Origin of the sequence: Mycobacterium sp. 852002-51961_SCH5331710 (assembly GCF_001665535.1) — a bacterium.
Classification (GTDB): domain Bacteria; phylum Actinomycetota; class Actinomycetes; order Mycobacteriales; family Mycobacteriaceae; genus Mycobacterium.
The window spans coordinates 66,511-84,458 of record NZ_LZSQ01000035.1 but is presented as its reverse complement, the minus strand read 5'-3'; the positions used below and the strand labels follow the sequence as shown (position 1 = coordinate 84,458).

The following is a 17,948-nucleotide window of genomic DNA, read 5'->3' as shown; positions in this document are numbered from 1 at the left end:
ACTAGAACACGTTCCAGTAAGGGTTGTCGAATCGCCGGTAACCATGGCGCGAGCGCTCAACCTTGTACGCGTTTGAAGGCCTATGGCGTACAAGAGTGAGCGCTCGCGGGGTCTGGGTGGGGCGGCGGGTCTGGGTGGGGCGTTAGCGAGGTGCACGTCACACTGGGCCCCAAGCTCGCATTAGATTACCTATCTTTTCGTAGTCATCTGTCTACGAAGTGCCTTAGGCTGCTCGTATGGCAGCACGCGCACACAGCGCCGACCCGCGCGCGGAGAGAGTCCGGGCGCTTCTCCGGGATGCGGCGTTCGCGCTCGCACACGAACGGCCGGTCGACGGGTTGACCGTCGGCGACGTCGTGGCGCACGCCGGCGTCAGCAGGCAGGTGTTCTACCAGCACTTCACCGACCGCGACGACGCCGTCGCGACGGCGGTCACCGTCGCGTTCGCCGCCGCGACCGCCGACATCGGCGGCGACGCCCGCGCCCGCATCCTGCGGCTGTTCGACTTCGTCGCCGAACACCGCGCGGTATACCGCCACGTCGTCTCCAGCACGGTGGCCCAACGGGTCGTCGCGGCGTTCCGCGCCGAGCTGACGCCGGCGTGCGAGGAGATGGCCGCCGCCGCCATGCCCGCGGTGACCGCGATCGCCGGGGTGGCTCCCGAGGCCGTGACCCGGTTCCTGGTCGGCGGCTTCACCGAGGTGCTGCGTTCGTGGATGGACGACCCGAGCGCCACCGACCTCGGCGACCGCGTGCGCACCGCACTGGACACCGTCAACGCCCTGCTGGGCGTTCCCGAACATTCGAGAGGTTCACGTCATGGGTAAGCATCACGCCGCCGAGCGTTCCGGAGTCCGCAACCGCGCGGCCGTGCGCACGACCGCGCTGGCCCTGCTCGGCATGACGCTCGTCGTCATCGCGATGATCGCCAGCTATTCGGGCGCGTTCGCCAAACCGGAGTTGCACAACCTGTCGGTCGCCGTGGCCGGGCCGCCGCAATTCGTCGACGGTCTGAAAGGCAACGACGCACTGACGATCACCGAGGTCGCCGACGGAGCCGCGGCCCGCCAGCAGGTCTACGAACGCAAGGCCGACGCGGCGTTCGCCGTCGATTCCGGCGGTGCGATGACGACCTATGTGGCCGGCGGCGGTGGCCGCAGTGTGGCCGCCGCGGCCGAAACCGTCGGTGAGGCGGTCGCTTCCAAGGCGGGCCTGCGCCCCGTCGTCGAGGACGTCGCGCCGCCGTCGGCCGGCGACCCGTCGGGCACCGTCGAGTTCTACGCGGTCATCTTCCTGTCCATCGGCGCGTCGGTCGCGGCGACGGTGCTCGGCAGGTTCATGGGCACCGTGCGCACCCCCGCCACCCTGGCGCTGCGCACCGTGACCCTGGCCGGGTACTCCGCCCTGCTCGCGGGTGGCGTCACGCTCTACGTCGACGGGATCCTCGGGGCGTTGGTCGGCCACACGTCGCAGGTTTTCGGCACGCTGTGGCTGTACTCCATGGCGGTCGGCGGGGCGATCACCGGCGTCGCCGCGGCGTTCGGCTCCGCCGCTTCGTTGGCGTTGACGGGGTTCCTCGTGATCGTCGGCAACGCGGCCGCGGCGGGCCCCGTCGGCCGCCCGCTGCTGTCGGAGTTCTACTCCATCTTCAGCACGATCGTGCCGCAGGGCGCGGGCGTCTCGCTGCTGCGCAGCACCGTCTACTTCGGCGGCAACGGCGCGCAGACACCGCTGATGACGCTGCTGTTGTGGGGCGCCGCGGGATGTCTGCTCGCAACCGCCGCAACCGCTGCCCGCGTGAATTATCGTGCGGTGCATGAGCATCTCGCCTGGCGACGAGACCTACTACGACCTCGGGTCCTATCACCGGCCGATTGAGACACCGTCGCAGCAGGCGCAGGTGTGGTTCGACCGCGGGATGGTCTGGTGCTACGCGTTCAACCACGAGGAGGCCATCCGCTGCTTCGAGCGGGCGCTCGAACTGGACCCCGGCCTGGCCATCGCCCGCTGGGGCATCGCCTACGCGATCGGACCGAACTACAACAAGGGCTGGGAGGCCTTCGATCCCGTCGACGCGGCCGCATCACTGGCACGCGCCAGGATGGAACTGCAAGTGGCCGTGGACAACCGGGCGTCGCCGGTTGAGCAAGGCCTGATCGCCGCGCTGCAGGATCGCTTCCCCACCGAGGATCCGGACGACGCCGAAGCGCAGGCGGCCGGGGGTGCCCGCTACGCCGACGCGATGGCGGCGCTGGCGCGGACCTACCCCGACGACGTCGACGTCCAGGCCCTCGCCGCCGACGCGCTGGTGAACGTGACGGCATGGGCGTTGTGGGACACCAGAACCGGTGAACCCGCACCCTGCTCGCGGGTAGTGGCGGCCAAGCGGATCCTCGACGACGCGCTGGCCACCGACGCCGGCCGCGTCCACCCCGGCATCCTGCACCTCTACCTGCACACGATGGAGATGTCGACGACCCCGCAGGACGCGTTGCCTGCCGCGGATCTGTTGCGCGGCCTGGTGCCCGACGCCGGCCATCTGCAGCACATGCCCAGCCACATCGACGTGCTGTGCGGCAACTACCGCGACTCGGTGGTGTCGAATCTGGCGGCGGTTCAAGTGGATCGGCGATTCGTTGAACGAGAGGGCCCGCTGAACTTCTACTCCCTGTACCGGGCGCACAACCTGCACTTCGTGGTGTATTCGGCGATGTTCGAGGGCAATTCGCGCACCGCCTTCGCCGCCGCCGACGAACTGGTCGCGCAGCTGACCCGGGAGGTGCTGGCGATCGAGTCACCGCCGATGGCCGACTGGCTGGAGGCCTTCGTTCCCCTGCGCACGCATGTGCTGGTGCGGTTCGGCCGCTGGGACGACCTGATCGCCGAACCGCTGCCCGAGGACCCGGAACTCTATTGCAGCACCGTGGCGACCATCCACTACGGACGCGGAGTGGCTCACGCCGCGAAGGGCAACCTGGAGCAGGCCCGCGCCGAGCGGGAAGCCTTCGCCGACGCCTACGGCCGCATCCCCGAGAGCCGGTATCTGTTCAACAACACCGTGCTCGACATCCTCGCGATCGCCGGCGCGATGCTCGACGGCGAGATCGCCTACCGCGCAGGCGATCACGACACCGCGTTCGCGCATTTGCGACGGGCGATCGAGCTCGACGACGCGTTACCGTACGACGAGCCGTGGGGATGGATGCAGCCCACCCGCCACGCCTACGGCGCGCTGCTGCTCGAGCAGGGCCGCGCCGAGGAGGCCGCCGCGGTGTACGCTGCTGACCTCGGGCTCGATCCCACGCTGCCTCGGCCGTGCCAGCATCCGAACAACGTGTGGAGCCTGCACGGCTACCACGAATGCCTGCAGCGGCTGGGCCGCGACGCCGAGGCCGCGATCATCGGTCAGCAACTCGCACTCGCCGCGGCGCGCGCCGACGTCCCGATCCGCGCCTCGTGCGCCTGCCGGCTGGAGGTCCCCCCGGCCTGCTGCGACTGATCCGTAGACTCCGAAACGTGGCCCTCAGCGACGACGACATCGCCCGCCTCGGCCGCTGCGTCGAGCTGGCGCGTGAAGCGCTCGAGGACGGCGACGAGCCGTTCGGCTCGCTTCTCGTCGATGACACCGGACGCACGCTGTTCGAGGACCGCAACCGGGTCAAGGACGGCGACCACACCCGCCATCCGGAGTTCGCGATCGCCCGCTGGGCGGCGGCCCACCTGACGCCCGGACAGCGGACCGTGGCCACCGTCTACACCTCGGGCGAGCACTGCCCGATGTGCGCGGCCGCCCACGCCTGGGTCGGGCTCGGTCGCATCGTCTACGCCGCATCCTCGGAGCAGCTGACTCGCTGGCTGACCGAGTGGGGTGCGCCGCCGCCGCCCGTGGCCCCGCTGCCGATCACCACGATCGCGCCGGGTCTGGAGGTGGACGGGCCCGCAGACGGGTACAGGGATCAGATGAGGACCCTCTACGAAGCGAAGTTCCGGCCGTGACCGATCCGTCGCACACCACAGCCGTCGCCGAACCGGGCTGGGTCGAGCACGTGATCTGGTGGCACGTCTATCCGCTCGGCTTCGTCGGCGCGCACCCCGCCGATCCACCGCCGGGGCCCGACGAGCACCGGCTGCGGCGCATCGTCGACTGGCTCGACCACGCGATCGAACTCGGCGCGTCCGGGCTCGCCCTGGGGCCGATCTTCTCCTCGCGCACCCACGGGTACGACACCACCGACCACTTCCGCATCGACCCGCGACTCGGTGACGACGACGACTTCGACACGCTCGTCGGCGAGGCCCGCCGCCGCGGCCTGCGTATCCTGCTCGACGGTGTGTTCAACCATGTCGGAACCGATTTCGCCAACACCGATTGGCTCCGCACCCGAGGCGGCGGCGTGGACACCTTCGAGGGCCACGGCGACCTCGTCGCGCTCGACCACGACAACCCGGCGGTGATCGACTATGTCGTCGACGTGATGACCCACTGGTTGGGCCGCGGCGCCGACGGATGGCGCCTGGACGCGGCCTATGCGGTGCCGGACCGGTTCTGGGCCCAGGTGCTACCGCGCGTCCGCGAAACCTTTCCCGACGCGTACTTTCTCGCCGAGATCATTCACGGCGACTACTCGCAGCGGGTCCGGGCATCCGGGTTCGACTCGGTCACCCAGTACGAACTGTGGAAGGCCGTGTGGAGCGCGCTGAACGACGGCAACTTCCACGAGCTCGACTGGGCGCTGGTGCGGCACAACGAGTTTCTCGACACCTTCGTGCCGATGACCTTCGTCGGCAATCACGACGTCACTCGGATCGCCAGCCAGCTCGACGACATCCGGCACCTCGAGCACGCGTTGGTGCTGCAGATGACGACCGGTGGCACGCCGAGCGTCTACGCCGGCGACGAGTTCGCCTACACCGGGATCAAGGAAGAGCGCTTCGGCGGCGACGACGCGGTGCGACCCGAGTTCACCTCTCCCCCAGCCGATCTCAATGAACATGGCGCCGACGTGTTCCGTCTGCACAAATTCCTGATCGGGCTGCGCCGACGGCACGCGTGGCTGCACGCGGCGCGCACCTCACCGCTGCAGCTGACCAACCGGCAGTACGTGTATCAGAGTCGCGCCGGCTCCGAGTCCCTGGTCGTCGCGCTCAACATCGACGACGAGCCCCTGCCGATCTCGCTTCCCGACCTCGGCTTCGATCGGGGTGAAGTGCTCGCCGGGTCCGGTGCCCCGCCCTCGGAGGTCGTCTCCACCACCGAGGCCGGGCCCCACGGCTGGCTGATCATCGCTCCGCGCTGAGCAGTTCGACGGTGAGCGGGTCCGGTTGGCCGTCGTAATACTTCGCCAACACGCGGTCGAAGACTTCCGGGTCGTCGGCGGCCCTGCCGAACAACGTCATCGACGACCGCACCTTCAGGTTGTCCGGCGACCCGAACAACACGTCGGAGGACGATTGCTCACTACGAGCGACCAGGTCGGCGCACTCGTGCAGGCGCGGACCCAGCACGTCGTGGGCGAGATAAGCCCGAGCCTCGGCGAGTGAACCGATCCCGTACCGCTGCGCCGTCGGGCTCCTGCCGAGCCCACGCAACTGGGGAAAGACGAACCAGATCCAGTGACTGCGTTTGCGCCCGGCGCGCAGTTCGTCGAGCACCGTGTCGTACACGCGTTCCTGGACGTCGACGAAGCGCTGCAGGTCGAAGGGGTCGTCGGAAGGCGATTTGTCTTTAGCCATGTCACCGGCCAGTCTGACAAGCTAACCTGTGCGGTTCAATGACCACGTGCAGCGGCCGGCGGACGGAGGCGCCATCGTGACGCGCCGCCGTGTTCCGCGCCCCCGTGAACTGGCCCCCCTGCTGCAGTTCAAGAAGCCACGACTCAACGCGACGCGGCGCCGTCTGGCGGCCGCGCTGACGATCGAGGACCTGCGCCGCATCGCCAAACGCCGGACCCCGAAGGCGGCGTTCGACTACACCGACGGCGCTGCCGAGGATGAGCTGTCACTCGCACGTGCACGACAAGCGTTCCGTGACATCGAGTTCCACCCGACCATCCTGCGTGACGTCTCGCGCGTCGACACCGGCGCGATGGTGCTCGGCGGCCACGCCGCCCAGCCGTTCGGCATCGCGCCGACGGGCTTCACCCGGCTCATGCACACCGCGGGTGAGGTCGCCGGAGCGCGCGCGGCCGCGCGGGCAGGCATTCCGTTCTCGCTCTCGACGCTGGGTACCAGCTCCATTGAAGACGTCAAAGCGGCTAACCCGCACGGCCGCAACTGGTTTCAGCTGTACATGTGGAAGGACCGGGACCGGTCGATGGCGCTGGTCGAGCGCGCCGCCGCCGCGGGCTACGACACACTGCTGGTGACGGTCGACGTGCCGGTCGCAGGCGCACGCCACCGCGACACCCGCAACGGGATGTCCATCCCCCCGATGCTGACGCTGCGCACGGTGCTCGACGCAATCCCGCATCCGCGGTGGTGGTTCGACCTGTTTACCACCGAACCGCTGTCGTTCGCCTCCCTGGATCGCTGGCCCGGCACCGTCGCCGAGTACCTCGACACCATGTTCGACCCCACGGTCGACTTCGACGATCTGGCCTGGATCAAGAAGCAGTGGCCGAACAAGTTGGTGGTGAAGGGAATTCAGACACTCGAGGACGCCAGGGCCGTCGCCGAACTCGGTGTCGACGGGATCGTGCTGTCCAATCACGGTGGCCGCCAACTCGACCGCGCGCCGGTGCCGTTTCACCTGCTGCCCACCGTGGCCGCCGAACTCGGCGACACCACCGAGATTCTGCTGGACACCGGCGTGATGTCCGGCGCCGACATCGTCGCGGCGATCGCGCTGGGCGCGCGCTTCGTGCTCGTGGGTCGCGCCTACCTCTACGGGCTGATGGCAGGTGGCGGGGCCGGCGTCGACCGGGCCATCGAGATCCTCTCGCAGCAGGTCGCGCGCACAATGCGGCTACTCGGGGTGACGTCGCTGAGCGAGCTCGGCCCCGGCCACGTCACTCAGTTGCACCGGTTGCAGCCCCGCGTGTCGGGCACGGACCGAAATCCTCCTGAGTCACTCCAACAACACTGGTGACAGCCCCTTTCTGCCTGTCCGTGAGTCCGCGCTGAGTCGTAATCGTTAGCCAACCGCGACTTCGCAACCGCATGTCGGGACGACAGTTGCAGCGCGACTACGTGTTTCATTACCAACGCACAGCAAACGGCAATTGCTTGTGGAAGCGATGAAAGGTGGGTTGGTTGCCGTTATGAGAATCTTGGAGAGGTGCCGGACTACCGGCACGAAAATGTTGCGCCGAATGGCGGTGGCCGCGGTTGCCGCGGCTGCGCTGCCCGGGCTGATCGGATTCGTCGGGGGTTCGGCGACAGCCGGGGCATTCTCGCGTCCGGGACTGCCGGTCGAGTATCTGGATGTGTTCTCCCCCGCGATGAATCGCAATATCCGCGTTCAGTTCCAGGGCGGTGGACCGCATGCGGTGTATCTGCTCGACGGCCTGCGCGCCCAGGACGACTTCAACGGCTGGGACATCAACACCCCGGCCTTCGAGTGGTACTACCAGTCCGGGCTGTCGGTCGTCATGCCGGTCGGTGGGCAGTCCAGCTTCTACACCGACTGGTACCAACCGTCTCGGGGTAACGGCCAGGACTACACCTACAAGTGGGAGACGTTCCTGACCCAGGAACTCCCGGCGTGGCTGGAAGCCAACAGGGGCGTGTCGCAGAACGGCAATGCCGTGGTGGGCATTTCGATGGCGGGCAGCAGCGCGCTGACCTACGCCATCTACCACCCGCAGAAGTTCATCTACGCGGGCTCGCTGTCGGGCTTCCTCAACCCGTCCGAGGGTTGGTGGCCGATGCTGATCGGGCTGGCGATGCAGGACGCGGGCGGCTACAACGCCGAAAGCATGTGGGGTCCGTCGACGGATCCGGCGTGGAAGCGCAACGACCCGATGGTCAACATCAACCAGCTGGTGGCCAACAACACCCGCATCTGGATCTACTGCGGCACGGGTACGCCGTCGGATCTCGACGGCGGTGTGGCCGGCCAGAACCTGATGGCGGCACAGTTCCTCGAAGGGTTCACGTTGCGGACCAACGTCACCTTCAAGGACAACTACATCGCCGCGGGTGGCACCAACGGCGTGTTCAACTTCCCGCCACAGGGGACTCACAGCTGGGGCTACTGGGGTCAGCAGCTCGAGATGATGAAGCCTGACATCCAGCGAGTGCTGGGAGCGCAGGCCAGTGCCTGACAGCACCGCCTAGATCCACCCACAACAGGAAGCCTGCCGTTTCCCCCGAACGGCAGGCTTCCTGCCGTTCGGGGACGGTTGCCGGGCACGCGAGTGGAGAGGTCATGGTCGTGACTCGCCGAGGGCGTACGTCACACCTGACGAGCGGGAACAAACGAGGCCCTCCGAAGGTTGAGCGCAACAGACTCAAACTTTGGAGGATTGATGGCTGAAGCCAAGACAGTTCCGGTCCTGTTCCTGAGCGAATCGATCGTGCTGCCGGGGATGGTTGTGCCGATCGAACTCGACGAGGCCGCCCGCGCCGCGGTGGACGCCGCGCGTGCCAGCGAATCCGGCGAGCTGCTGATCGCTCCGCGCCTCGAGGACCGGTACCCGTCGTACGGCGTGCTGGCCTCGATCGTGCAGGTCGGCCGCATGGTCGGCGGGCCGGCCGCGGTGGTGCGGGGCGAGAGCCGCGCGCACATCGGCGCCGGTGCGACCGGACCCGGTGCGGCGCTGTGGGTCGAGGTGACCGTGGTCAGGGAAGAAGACCCAGTGCCTCAGGCGACCTATGACCTCGCCGCGGAGTACAAGAAGCTGCTGCTGGCGATGCTGCAGCGGCGCGAGGCGTGGCAGATCATCGACTTCGTCAACCAGCTCTCCGATCCGTCGGCGCTGGCCGACACGGCGGGCTACGCGTCGTACCTCACCCAGGTCCAGAAGCGCCAGCTGCTCGAGACGCCCGACGTCGCCGAGCGCCTGCGCGCGCTGATCGAGTGGACGGGTGCCCACCTGGCCGAGGTCGAGGTGAACGAGAAGATCGCCGAAGACGTGCGCGAAGGCATGGAGAAGACGCAGAAGGAATTCCTGCTGCGTCAGCAGCTCAATGCGATCCGCAAGGAATTGGGCGATGACGACGGCACGGGGTCGTCTGATGACTACCGGAGCCGCATCGAGGCCGCCGACCTTCCGGAGAAGGTTCGCGAGGCCGCGCTGCGCGAGGTCGGCAAGCTCGAGCGGGCCGGCGATCAGAGCCCGGAGAGCGGCTGGATCCGCACCTGGCTGGACACCGTGCTGGACCTGCCGTGGAACGTCACCACCGACGACTCCACCGACCTGCAGGCGGCCAGGGCGATCCTGGACGCCGACCACCACGGCCTGGAGGACGTCAAGGACCGCATCGTCGAGTACCTGGCCGTGCGGGCGCGCCGCGCCCAGCGCGGTTTGCAGGTCGTCGGCGGCCGCGGTTCGGGCGCCGTGATGGTGCTGGCCGGTCCGCCCGGGGTCGGAAAGACCTCGCTGGGCGAGAGCGTGGCCCGGGCGTTGGGCCGCAAGTTCGTTCGCGTCGCGTTGGGCGGTGTACGCGACGAGGCCGAGATCCGCGGCCACCGGCGTACCTACGTCGGCGCGCTGCCGGGGCGCATCGTGCGTGCCATCGGCGAAGCGGGTTCGATGAACCCCGTCGTGCTGCTCGACGAGATCGACAAGGTCGGCTCCGACTTCCGCGGCGACCCCGCGGCGGCGCTGCTCGAGGTCCTGGACCCGGCGCAGAACCACACGTTCCGCGACCACTATCTCGACCTCGACCTGGACCTGTCGGACGTGGTGTTCCTGGCGACGGCCAACGTGATCGAGAACATCCCGTCGGCGCTGCTCGACCGCATGGAACTGGTGCAGATCGACGGCTACACCGAAGACGACAAGGTCGCCATCGCCCGCGACTTCCTGCTGCCGCGGCAGCGCGAACGGGCGGCGCTGACCGAGGACGAGGTGACGGTGACCGAGGCGGCGCTGCGCAAGATCGCGGCGGACTACACCCGCGAGCCGGGCGTGCGTCAGTTCGAGCGGCTGCTGGCCAAGGCGCTGCGCAAGGTGACGACCAAGCTGGCGGCAGACGAGGTCACCAGCATCACCGTCGACGAACCGGATCTCGTTGAGTACCTGGGGCGTCCGCGGTTCCTGCCGGAGTCGCCCGAACGCACGGCGGTGCCGGGCGTGGCCACCGGGTTAGCGGTCACCGGGCTCGGCGGCGATGTGCTCTACATCGAGGCAGGCGCCACCGATGGTGAACCCGGGCTGCAACTGACCGGGCAGCTTGGTGACGTCATGAAGGAGTCCGCGCAGATCGCGTTGTCCTACGTGCGCTCCCACGCCGAGCAGTTGGGTGTCGACCCCAAGGCGCTGGACCGGCGGATCCACGTGCACGTGCCCGCAGGTGCCGTGCCGAAGGACGGTCCGTCGGCGGGCGTGACGATGGTGACCGCGCTGGTCTCGATGGCCACCGGTCGGCAGGTGCGCGCGGACGTCGGTATGACCGGTGAGGTCACGCTGAACGGCCGGGTGCTACCCATCGGCGGCGTCAAGCAGAAGCTGCTGGCGGCGCAACGGGCTGGTCTGTCAACGGTTTTCATACCGCAACGCAACGAGCCGGACCTGGACGATGTGCCGGCCGACGTGCTCGACGCGCTGGAGGTCAAACCGATGACCGACGTCGCCGACATCGTCGCGCAGGCGCTGCAACCCGTCGAGGCGGCGACGATCGCAGCCTGACCACAACACGCACTCAGGGTCGTGGCCGAGCTTCCGGTCGCGACCCTGAGTGTGTTCGGGGCCGGCTTTAGCCGGTGATATGTCGCCCGCTGCCGCTACCGTCGGTGCATGGCGTACGACGAGGACCTCGCCCACCGGATCCGCGAACTGCTCAGCGGGGAGCGCGGAGTCGAGGAGAAGTCGATGTTCGGCGGGTTGGCGTTCCTGGTCAACGGCGACATGGCGGTGGCCGCCAGCGGTCAGGGCGGTCTGATGGTGCGGGTGCCGCCCGACGACACCGCCAAGCTGTTGGCGCGTGAGCACGTCGCACCGATGGTGATGGCGGGCAGGGAGATGCGCGGATGGCTGCGGGTGTCGAGCGTCGGGGTCAGCACCAAGCGGCAACTGCAGCCGTGGGTCACGCGCTCGGTCGATTTCGCGAAGAGTTTGCCCCCGAAAGAGCGCGGGTACGCCAGCCGACGTGGACGCCGCAGCACGTAAGAAGCTGGCCAAGCGCCTGCTCGACGAGGCCGGCACGACCTACGCAGAAGACGCCGGTATCCGGTTGGCGGACAAGCCGATGCCGCTCTTCGAACTGCTCACCCTGTGCATGCTGTCGAGCAAGCCGATCGACGCCGCCATCGCCGGGGCAGCCGCGCGGGAGTTGTCCCGCGCGGGCCTGCGCACCCCCAAGGCCGTTCTCGACGCCGACCGCGCGGACATGATCCGCGCCTTCGGCCGCGCCCACTACGTGCGATACGACGAGAGTTCGGCGACCAGGCTCACCGACATCGCGCAGTCCGTCGTCGACGAGTACGGCGGGGACCTCCGCAAGCTGGAGGGAGCCGACGACCGTGATGTGACCGCGGTGGCGCGAGCGCTGAAGCGATTCAAGGGAATCGGCGACACCGGCGCCGACATCTTCCTGCGGGAGGTACAGGACACCTGGACATGGGTCCGGCCGTACTTCGACTCGCGGGCCACGACCGCCGCGCGCGAACTCGGACTGCCCACCGACGGCGACGAACTCGCCGCGCTGGCGCCGCGTAAATGCGCGAAGCTGGCCGCCGCGTTGGTCAAGGCGTCGCTCGACGACGAGCTGCGCGACCGCGTGGCCGCAGGGGGATGACGCGGTGACGATCCGGATCGGCACGTCCGGATGGTCGTACGACCATTGGAAGGACGTGCTGTATGCCGCCGGGACGCCGGTGGTCAAGCGGCTGGCCCGCTACGTCGAGGAGTTCGACACCGTGGAACTCAACGCCAGCTTCTACCGCTGGCCGAAAGACAGCGCGTTCGCCGGCTGGCGGCAGCGGCTGCCCGACGGGTTCACGATGTCGGTCAAGGCGCAGCGAGGGCTGACGCACTACCGGCGGCTTCGGGAGCCGGAGCCGTGGGTCGAGCGCTTCGAGCGGTGCTGGAATCTCTTGGGCGACCGCAGCGAAGCGCTGCTCGTGCAACTGCATCCCGAGCTGGAGCGCGACGACGCCCGGCTGGAGTACTTCCTCAAGCTGATGCCGGACCGGATCCCGGTGGCCATGGAGTTGCGGCACCCGTCGTGGGACGACCCCGCAGTGTACGACCTGCTCGAGCGCCACGGAACGGCGTATGTGGTGATGAGCGGCGCCCACCTGCGCTGCGTTCCGCGGGCCACCAGCAACCTGGTCTACATCAGGATGCACGGCCCGGACCAGGACTCGATGTACGCGGGGTCGTACCCCGAAGACGAATTGCGCCGCTGGGCAGACCGGATCCGAGCCTGGGACCGCGAGGGCAGGCACGTGCTGGTCTACTTCAACAACGACCTGGGTGGGCACGCGGTGTGGAACGCGCAGACGCTGAAAGCGATGCTGGCCGGCTGACCCCGGACCCCGCCGCCGCGGGCGCAATCCGGTTGCGGCACGCTTAGGAGCCGACATGCGTGTTCTTTCTCTGATCTCGGCCGCCGCGGTCGTCGTCGCGGGATGTTCGGCCGAACGGATCGTCACCACCGACGAGCCGTTCGTCGCGTCACCGCCGACCTCCACCACCGCGGAACCGCCTGCCCCGCCGAACCGCGCCCACCTGGTCGACGCGTTCGACTACGTCGCGCATCCGGAGGGGACGGCCGTGTACCACTTCACCACGCCGAGCGGGCGGTGGGCGTGCGCCATCGTCCCGCGTGAGAAGGCCGGATGCCAGTCGGCGAACGCCCCGCTGTCCAGCATGAACATCACCGGCGAACCGGACACCGTGCGCGATTCCGCCGGCGAGCAGGCCGCACCCAACGCGATCATCGTCGAACGCGAGGGCGAACCCCGGTTCGTCGCGCTGACGCGACCGGAGTTCGTCCTCGGCGACGCAAGGGTGCTGGACTTCAACCGGATCCTGGCCGTCGCGGGATTCCGCTGCAACGTGCAGGACGCGGGGGTCTCCTGCATGAGCGAGGCGACCGGCAGGGGATTCACCTTCGCCCCGGAAGGATTCCAGCCCCGCTACACCGAAGTGCCCGCCAACGCGCCGTAGCTAGACCAACGCGGCCGTACCGGCTATATCAACGCGGCCGTGCCGTCCGGGTTCACCTGGACCTTCGCGCCCGCGATGTCCTCCTCGACCGTCGCGGCCGCACCCGCCGCGTCAGGGATGACCGCCAGAACACGCGCGTCGTCCGGTGTGCGCACCGCGAGGAACGCCTTCTCCGGTGCACCCTCCCGGTCGAACGGTGTCGTCCACGTCTCGACGGTGCCCACGCCCGACCAGTCGACGAGCGCCTCCCGGGTCGGCTCGCGATCGACCTCGGATTGCACATCCTCCCAACGGAATTCGTGCGGCGGCGGTTCGGTGCCGTAGACGCAGAAACTGTGCTTGGTGAGGTAGCCGCCGTTGGCGGTGATCAACCCGAGCTGCCCGGGCGCGGCGACCATCCGTTCGGCCATGGTCGCGATCGAATGGGTGACGTAGTTGTTCCACGGCCCGCCCGCGAAGGTGAGCCCGCCGGTCACCGTGAGCGGCCTGTCGGGGTCACCGAGCGGAAGGCCGAGTTCGTTGGCCGCCACCTGGACCGCCGACGGGAAGCAGGAGTAAACGTCGACCAGCGCGACGTCGTCGACGCTGATCCCGGCCAGTTCCAGGGCACGTCGACCCCCGATGCGGATGGCCGGCGAGGTGTGGAATTCCGCCCGCTCGCCGATCGCATACGTGTCGTGCGAATCGGTACCCGAATACGGGAAAACCCACCGGTCCTTGGGGATCTGGAGATTCGTCGCCTTCTCGGCGGAGGTGAGCACGAGGACTGCCGCCTGGTCGACCATGTTGTTGGAGTTCATCAGCTTCGGGTACGGCCAGCTGATCATCCGGTTGCTCGGTCCGGGCTGCCAGATCTGGTCGGCGGGCACGGCGTCGCGGTTCCACGCGTGCGGGTTGGTCGCGGCGACCGCGCTGAACTGAGCCCACAGCTCGCCGATGCGGCGCCGGTGCTCCTCGTCGGACTCCCCCGCGGCGATGCGCAGCGCCTGCTCGAACATCGGGTAGACGAACGCGGGCCGGTCGAGGTTGATCTTGATCTCGGCGGGTCCGGCCATCGGCACGCCCTCGTCGGCGCCCTCGGCCATCGGCACCGACTCATCCTGGCGCGGCCAGTCCGGCCTGATGCCCTTGGCGCGCAGCCGACTTCGTGTGCGCCAGGTTTCGCCGCCAGCGATCAGGACCACCTCGGCGCGGCCGTTCTGGATGTCCCGGCACGCCTCATTGACCAGCGACTGCGGGGTGTTGCCGCCCACCCCGGTGTAGCGGGTGGAGGCGTTGTCGGCGTGCAACCGTTGCGCGAGAAGCAGACCCGGATCGCGATACCGCCACGACAGGAGGTTGACCACTCGCACCGAGTCGACCGCCTCGAGGACCCTGGGGTCCGCCGCGTTGCGCGCCGCGTCGACCATCAGGTCGATCGGCGACACCTCGGGGTTCTCGTCTCGCTGGTTGACCTGTCCGTAGCCGACCAACACCGGCGTTCTGGGTTCCATCACTGCCTTTCTCGATAGGCGAAAAGTGTGCCGTCGGCGATGAGCCGATCGGTGTCCTCAACGGAGATGCCGAGGATCTGCTGACAGATCTCTCGGGTGTGCTCCCCCGGCATCGGCGCGGGAAGCAGCCGTGCGGGCGGGATGTTCGTGTACGGCGCAGGCCGCGTCTCGCTGAGCATCGGCGCCTCGAACAGCGGATGCTCCATGTCGGAGTACAACTTTCGAAAACACACCTGCGGGTCGGCGGGCACGTCGACGACGCGGTTCATCGGGGCGGCCGCGACACCGGCTTCCTGGAGTGCGCGTGCCACCTCCGTCTTGTCGCGGGCGCGAGTCCACTCCGCGGTGTCGACGCCGCCGGTGAGAGAGTTCAATGTCCCGCGGTCGTCGTCCGAGCGCAGCGAGATCACGCACCACTCGTCGTCACCGGCGCAGGGATACACGCGGTGTTCGGCGGTGTCGTCGACGATCGGCAGGCCCGCCTCGCGCGCCGCTTCGGTGACATAGCGCGCCGCGAGCTGGCTCACCGCGGCCTCGGCCTGCGAGACGTGGACGTGTGCGGGCCGATCGGTGCGGTCGCGCCGGATGAGTGCGGCCAGCGCGGCGATCGCGGTGAGCCGTGCCGAGACGTGGTCCGGGAAGATCGTCGTCGCGTCGTAGAACTCGCCTTCGGCGGAAGCCCACAGCGACGTGACGCCGGTGGTCGCGCGCACCAGCGGCCCGTATCCCATGCGCGCGCTCCACGGACCGCCCGCACCGAATGCGCTGCTTTCGGCCAACACGACGCTGGGGTTGAGTTCTCGCAGCCGGTCATAGGAGAACCCCAGTGACGCAAGCGTTCCCGGCTTGAAGTTGGCGAAGACGGCGTCGGCGTCGGCGACCAGGCGGCAGAACAGCTCGGCACCGGCGGCCGACCGCAGATCGAGGCCCAGGCTCTTCTCGTTGCGGTGGGTCAGCGCCCAGGATCTGCTCATCATCTGACCGGGTGGAGCCTGTCGCAGCCCGTCGGGATAGGCGGCGCTCTCGATTTTGATCACCTCGGCGCCGAGGTCGGCGAACAGCCTGCCGAGTTCACCCCCGGCGACGATGACGCCGAGATCGAGGATGCGCATGCCCTCGAACGGCCGCTGCACCGTAGTCGCAGGCCGCTGAGCCTCCGATGGCGTTGTCGCCCAAGCGGGCTCGTCGGCTCCGGCATCGGGCGCCGGGCGCAGCAGACCGCGATGCTGCCCGTCGACGACGAACGGCCCCACGGGTGTAACGACCTCCACGCCGGGGGCGAGCTTCGCGGTGGTCAGCGCACCAACCGCACGGAAGTGCTCGGAGGCCAACGCCTCTGTGGGGGTGAGCACCGCCGCGATCGGGACGCCCCGCACCTGACCCTCGGCGACCAGCGTTTCCATCGTCTGCGCAGCGACGAAATCACCGATCAGCGCATTGAGTTCACGCGATGCCGCATACCGGGCCGCGATCGTCTCGAACTTCGGATCGGCGAATTGCTCGGGCTCGCCGAGCCAGGCGTGCATGGCCCGCCACTGGCGCGGCGACAGCAAGCAGATCCGGACGTGGCCGTCCTTGCACGCGAAGATCGGATAGATGTTCTGGTTACGCGGCCTGCCGCGCCAGATCTCGCTGGTCTTTTTGATCCCGACGGCGGCCTGCCCTTCGGATCCGAACGGCGGATCCAACGATTGAAGCACCGCCTCGAACCGGGAGAAGTCGATGTAATCGCCTGTGCCGGTACGTAACCGGCGATAGTACGCAGCCAGTGCCGCCCACGCCGCCTGAACGGTCGCGGTCCCCGACGCCAGGCCGGTCGGCGGTAGCACCGGCGTGCCGGTCGTCGGCCCGGTACGTGACAACGCCGTCGACAGCGCGTACAAGACCGGGTCTGTGGCCTGCCACGAGGCGTAGGGCCCGTCGGTGCCGAAGTCGGTGACCGACAGCACGACGAGCTGATCGAACCGCTGCGCCAGCGAAGCGCACGACATTCCGAATTCGGCTGCGCCGCCGGGTCTCCCGCCGTCGACGACGATGTCGGCGGTGCTCGCCAGGTCCCACAGTGCCTGGCGGTCCTCGGGGGCGGCGGGGTCGAGAACCGCACACCGCTTGTTCGCGTTGTTCAGCAGAAACGGCACGCTGGCCGTGGCCACGGTCGGCAACGCCCGCCGGTCCGCATGCCCGCCGGGCGGTTCGATCTTCAGCACGTCGGCGCCGAGATCGGCATACAGCCGGCTCACCCCGTCGGATGCGGCGCCGCCGAGATCGAGCACCCGCACGGATGCCAGCAGTGCTTCGCTCATGCCGTCAGCAGTTCCTCGACCCACCGCAGATGGTCGTCGGTGTCGGTCGCCACGTACATCAGGTCGACGAAGGCATCGGGATATCCGGCGTCGGCCAGAGTCCGCACCGCCTCGGCGACCGCGTCTATCGCTGTGCCCGCCGCGACGTTGATCCGCACATAGGTGTGGATCGCCGACGGATCCCGGCCCGCCTCGCGGGCGGCGTCATCGATGGTGCGGCGCAGCAGCGCGAGCATTTCGGGTGCCACACCTCCGGGCACCTGCACGGCCGGAAGCCAACCGTCGGCGCGCTGTCCGATGCGCCGCAGGCTCGCCGGGGTGAACGCGGCGAGATAGATCGGCGGGCGGGGCCGCTGGACCGGTTTGAGGTCCACCCACGACGACGGGATCGACCACCGCTTGCCGTCGTGCTGCACCGGGTTGGTCGTCCACAGCTCCTCGAGGGCGTCGAGCAGCTCGTCCAGCTGGGCTCCCCGGCCGCGGAACGGGGCGCCGGCCGCCGAGAACTCCTCCGGTGACCACCCGATGCCGAAGCCGGGAACGAGCCTGCCCCCGCTGACCACGTCGATGGCGGTCAGCTGGCGGCCCAGCTGCACCGGCGGATACCACGGTGCGACGAACACGCTGCTGCCCAACCGGACGCGGGTCGTCGCCGTGGCGGCCACCGCCAACGCGATGAACGGATCGAGGGCGGCGCGGAATTGTTCGGGGATGGTGTCCTGACCCGCGTACCCGACGCTCGGGTTCACCGGCGTCAGCAGGCGGTCACCCACCCAGAGGCTGTCCGCGCCGAGGTTCTCGGCGGTGGCGGCGTAGCGCGCGAGGTCAGCCCGGGCGGACTCCCCGAACTGTGGCACCGCGAATCCCAACACGGA

16 protein-coding genes are annotated in these 17,948 nt (G+C 68.7%); 12 read left to right on the top strand and 4 right to left on the bottom strand.

The genetic code is table 11. The features are described 5' to 3' along the window. The first annotated feature begins 236 nt into the window (after positions 1-236). Genes A5752_RS05360 through A5752_RS05340 form a run of 5 tightly spaced genes read left to right on the top strand, consistent with a single transcriptional unit; the run spans position 237 to position 5,297 of the window. Complete coding sequence (locus A5752_RS05360) at positions 237-827, top strand: TetR/AcrR family transcriptional regulator (RefSeq protein WP_067083082.1); 591 nt, start codon at positions 237-239, stop codon at positions 825-827. Continuing rightward, positions 820-1,878 (top strand): hypothetical protein, encoded by a 1,059-nt coding sequence (locus A5752_RS05355; protein ID WP_067083080.1) that lies wholly within the window; start codon positions 820-822, stop codon positions 1,876-1,878. Before A5752_RS05360 ends, A5752_RS05355 begins: the two co-directional genes overlap by 8 nt. Beyond that, the gene (locus A5752_RS05350) at positions 1,817-3,499 is read left to right on the top strand and encodes a tetratricopeptide repeat protein (RefSeq protein WP_067083079.1); all 1,683 of its coding nucleotides are present in this window, start codon (positions 1,817-1,819) and stop codon (positions 3,497-3,499) included. The genes A5752_RS05355 and A5752_RS05350 overlap by 62 nt, the downstream gene beginning before the upstream one ends. Before the next feature lie 17 nt (positions 3,500-3,516). After that, positions 3,517-3,996 carry a nucleoside deaminase gene (locus tag A5752_RS05345; protein ID WP_067083077.1) on the top strand — a complete coding sequence of 160 codons (480 nt, stop codon included), beginning with the start codon at positions 3,517-3,519 and terminating at the stop codon, positions 3,994-3,996. Beyond that, positions 3,993-5,297, top strand: a complete 1,305-nt coding sequence (locus tag A5752_RS05340; protein WP_067083075.1) for an alpha-amylase family protein — start codon at positions 3,993-3,995, stop codon at positions 5,295-5,297. The genes A5752_RS05345 and A5752_RS05340 overlap by 4 nt, the downstream gene beginning before the upstream one ends. On the opposite strand, the gene A5752_RS05335 is transcribed toward A5752_RS05340, so the two are convergent. Further along, positions 5,281-5,733, bottom strand: a complete 453-nt coding sequence (locus tag A5752_RS05335; protein ID WP_067083074.1) for a DUF1810 domain-containing protein — start codon at positions 5,731-5,733, stop codon at positions 5,281-5,283. The two genes, A5752_RS05340 and A5752_RS05335, sit on opposite strands and share 17 nt — an antisense overlap. 73 nt (positions 5,734-5,806) lie before the next feature. Between A5752_RS05335 and A5752_RS05330 the strand changes: the two genes are divergently transcribed. The 7 genes from A5752_RS05330 to A5752_RS05300 all read left to right on the top strand — a co-directional run bounded on the left by A5752_RS05330 (position 5,807) and on the right by A5752_RS05300 (position 13,277). Continuing rightward, entirely contained in the window at positions 5,807-7,087 is a 1,281-nt protein-coding gene (locus tag A5752_RS05330) for an alpha-hydroxy acid oxidase (RefSeq protein WP_156613637.1), read from the top strand. 172 nt (positions 7,088-7,259) lie between these two features. Then, entirely contained in the window at positions 7,260-8,264 is a 1,005-nt protein-coding gene (locus A5752_RS05325) for an esterase family protein (RefSeq protein ID WP_067083072.1), read from the top strand. A 204-nt stretch (positions 8,265-8,468) separates the two neighbouring features. Further along, positions 8,469-10,793, top strand: coding sequence for an endopeptidase La (gene lon, locus A5752_RS05320; RefSeq protein WP_067083070.1), 2,325 nt, complete (start codon positions 8,469-8,471; stop codon positions 10,791-10,793). 108 nt (positions 10,794-10,901) lie between these two features. After that, complete coding sequence (locus A5752_RS05315; RefSeq protein ID WP_067083068.1) at positions 10,902-11,273, top strand: TfoX/Sxy family protein; 372 nt, start codon at positions 10,902-10,904, stop codon at positions 11,271-11,273. Beyond that, entirely contained in the window at positions 11,254-11,901 is a 648-nt protein-coding gene (locus A5752_RS05310) for an HhH-GDP family DNA glycosylase (RefSeq protein ID WP_067083067.1), read from the top strand. The genes A5752_RS05315 and A5752_RS05310 overlap by 20 nt, the downstream gene beginning before the upstream one ends. A 4-nt stretch (positions 11,902-11,905) precedes the next feature. Continuing rightward, positions 11,906-12,634 carry a DUF72 domain-containing protein gene (locus A5752_RS05305; RefSeq protein ID WP_067083065.1) on the top strand — a complete coding sequence of 243 codons (729 nt, stop codon included), beginning with the start codon at positions 11,906-11,908 and terminating at the stop codon, positions 12,632-12,634. Between the two features lie 55 nt (positions 12,635-12,689). Further along, positions 12,690-13,277, top strand: coding sequence for a hypothetical protein (locus A5752_RS05300; RefSeq protein WP_067083064.1), 588 nt, complete (start codon positions 12,690-12,692; stop codon positions 13,275-13,277). 23 nt (positions 13,278-13,300) lie between these two features. Here the strand turns inward: A5752_RS05300 and A5752_RS05295 are convergent, their stop codons facing one another. From A5752_RS05295 to A5752_RS05285, 3 genes are read right to left on the bottom strand one after another with little or no spacing between them, the layout of a single operon-like run. Continuing rightward, the gene (locus tag A5752_RS05295; RefSeq protein ID WP_067083062.1) at positions 13,301-14,770 is read right to left on the bottom strand and encodes an acetyl-CoA acetyltransferase; all 1,470 of its coding nucleotides are present in this window, start codon (positions 14,768-14,770) and stop codon (positions 13,301-13,303) included. Beyond that, a complete protein-coding gene (locus A5752_RS05290) occupies positions 14,770-17,073 on the bottom strand; it encodes a CaiB/BaiF CoA transferase family protein (protein WP_067083060.1) in 2,304 nt (767 codons plus the stop codon). The genes A5752_RS05295 and A5752_RS05290 overlap by 1 nt, the downstream gene beginning before the upstream one ends. Beyond that, positions 17,070-17,945, bottom strand: coding sequence for a TIGR03619 family F420-dependent LLM class oxidoreductase (locus A5752_RS05285; RefSeq protein WP_067083058.1), 876 nt, complete (start codon positions 17,943-17,945; stop codon positions 17,070-17,072). Before A5752_RS05285 ends, A5752_RS05290 begins: the two co-directional genes overlap by 4 nt. Positions 17,946-17,948: the final 3 nt, after the last annotated feature.

Coding starts and splice junctions, on each gene's coding strand:
- A5752_RS05360 (WP_067083082.1), top strand. CDS start 237: ATGGCAGCACGCGCACACAGCGCCGACCCGCGCGCGGAGAGAGTCCGG.
- A5752_RS05355 (WP_067083080.1), top strand. CDS start 820: ATGGGTAAGCATCACGCCGCCGAGCGTTCCGGAGTCCGCAACCGCGCG.
- A5752_RS05350 (WP_067083079.1), top strand. CDS start 1,817: ATGAGCATCTCGCCTGGCGACGAGACCTACTACGACCTCGGGTCCTAT.
- A5752_RS05335 (WP_067083074.1), bottom strand. CDS start 5,733: ATGGCTAAAGACAAATCGCCTTCCGACGACCCCTTCGACCTGCAGCGC.
- A5752_RS05325 (WP_067083072.1), top strand. CDS start 7,260: ATGAGAATCTTGGAGAGGTGCCGGACTACCGGCACGAAAATGTTGCGC.
- lon (WP_067083070.1), top strand. CDS start 8,469: ATGGCTGAAGCCAAGACAGTTCCGGTCCTGTTCCTGAGCGAATCGATC.
- A5752_RS05315 (WP_067083068.1), top strand. CDS start 10,902: ATGGCGTACGACGAGGACCTCGCCCACCGGATCCGCGAACTGCTCAGC.
- A5752_RS05300 (WP_067083064.1), top strand. CDS start 12,690: ATGCGTGTTCTTTCTCTGATCTCGGCCGCCGCGGTCGTCGTCGCGGGA.
- A5752_RS05295 (WP_067083062.1), bottom strand. CDS start 14,770: ATGGAACCCAGAACGCCGGTGTTGGTCGGCTACGGACAGGTCAACCAG.
- A5752_RS05290 (WP_067083060.1), bottom strand. CDS start 17,073: ATGAGCGAAGCACTGCTGGCATCCGTGCGGGTGCTCGATCTCGGCGGC.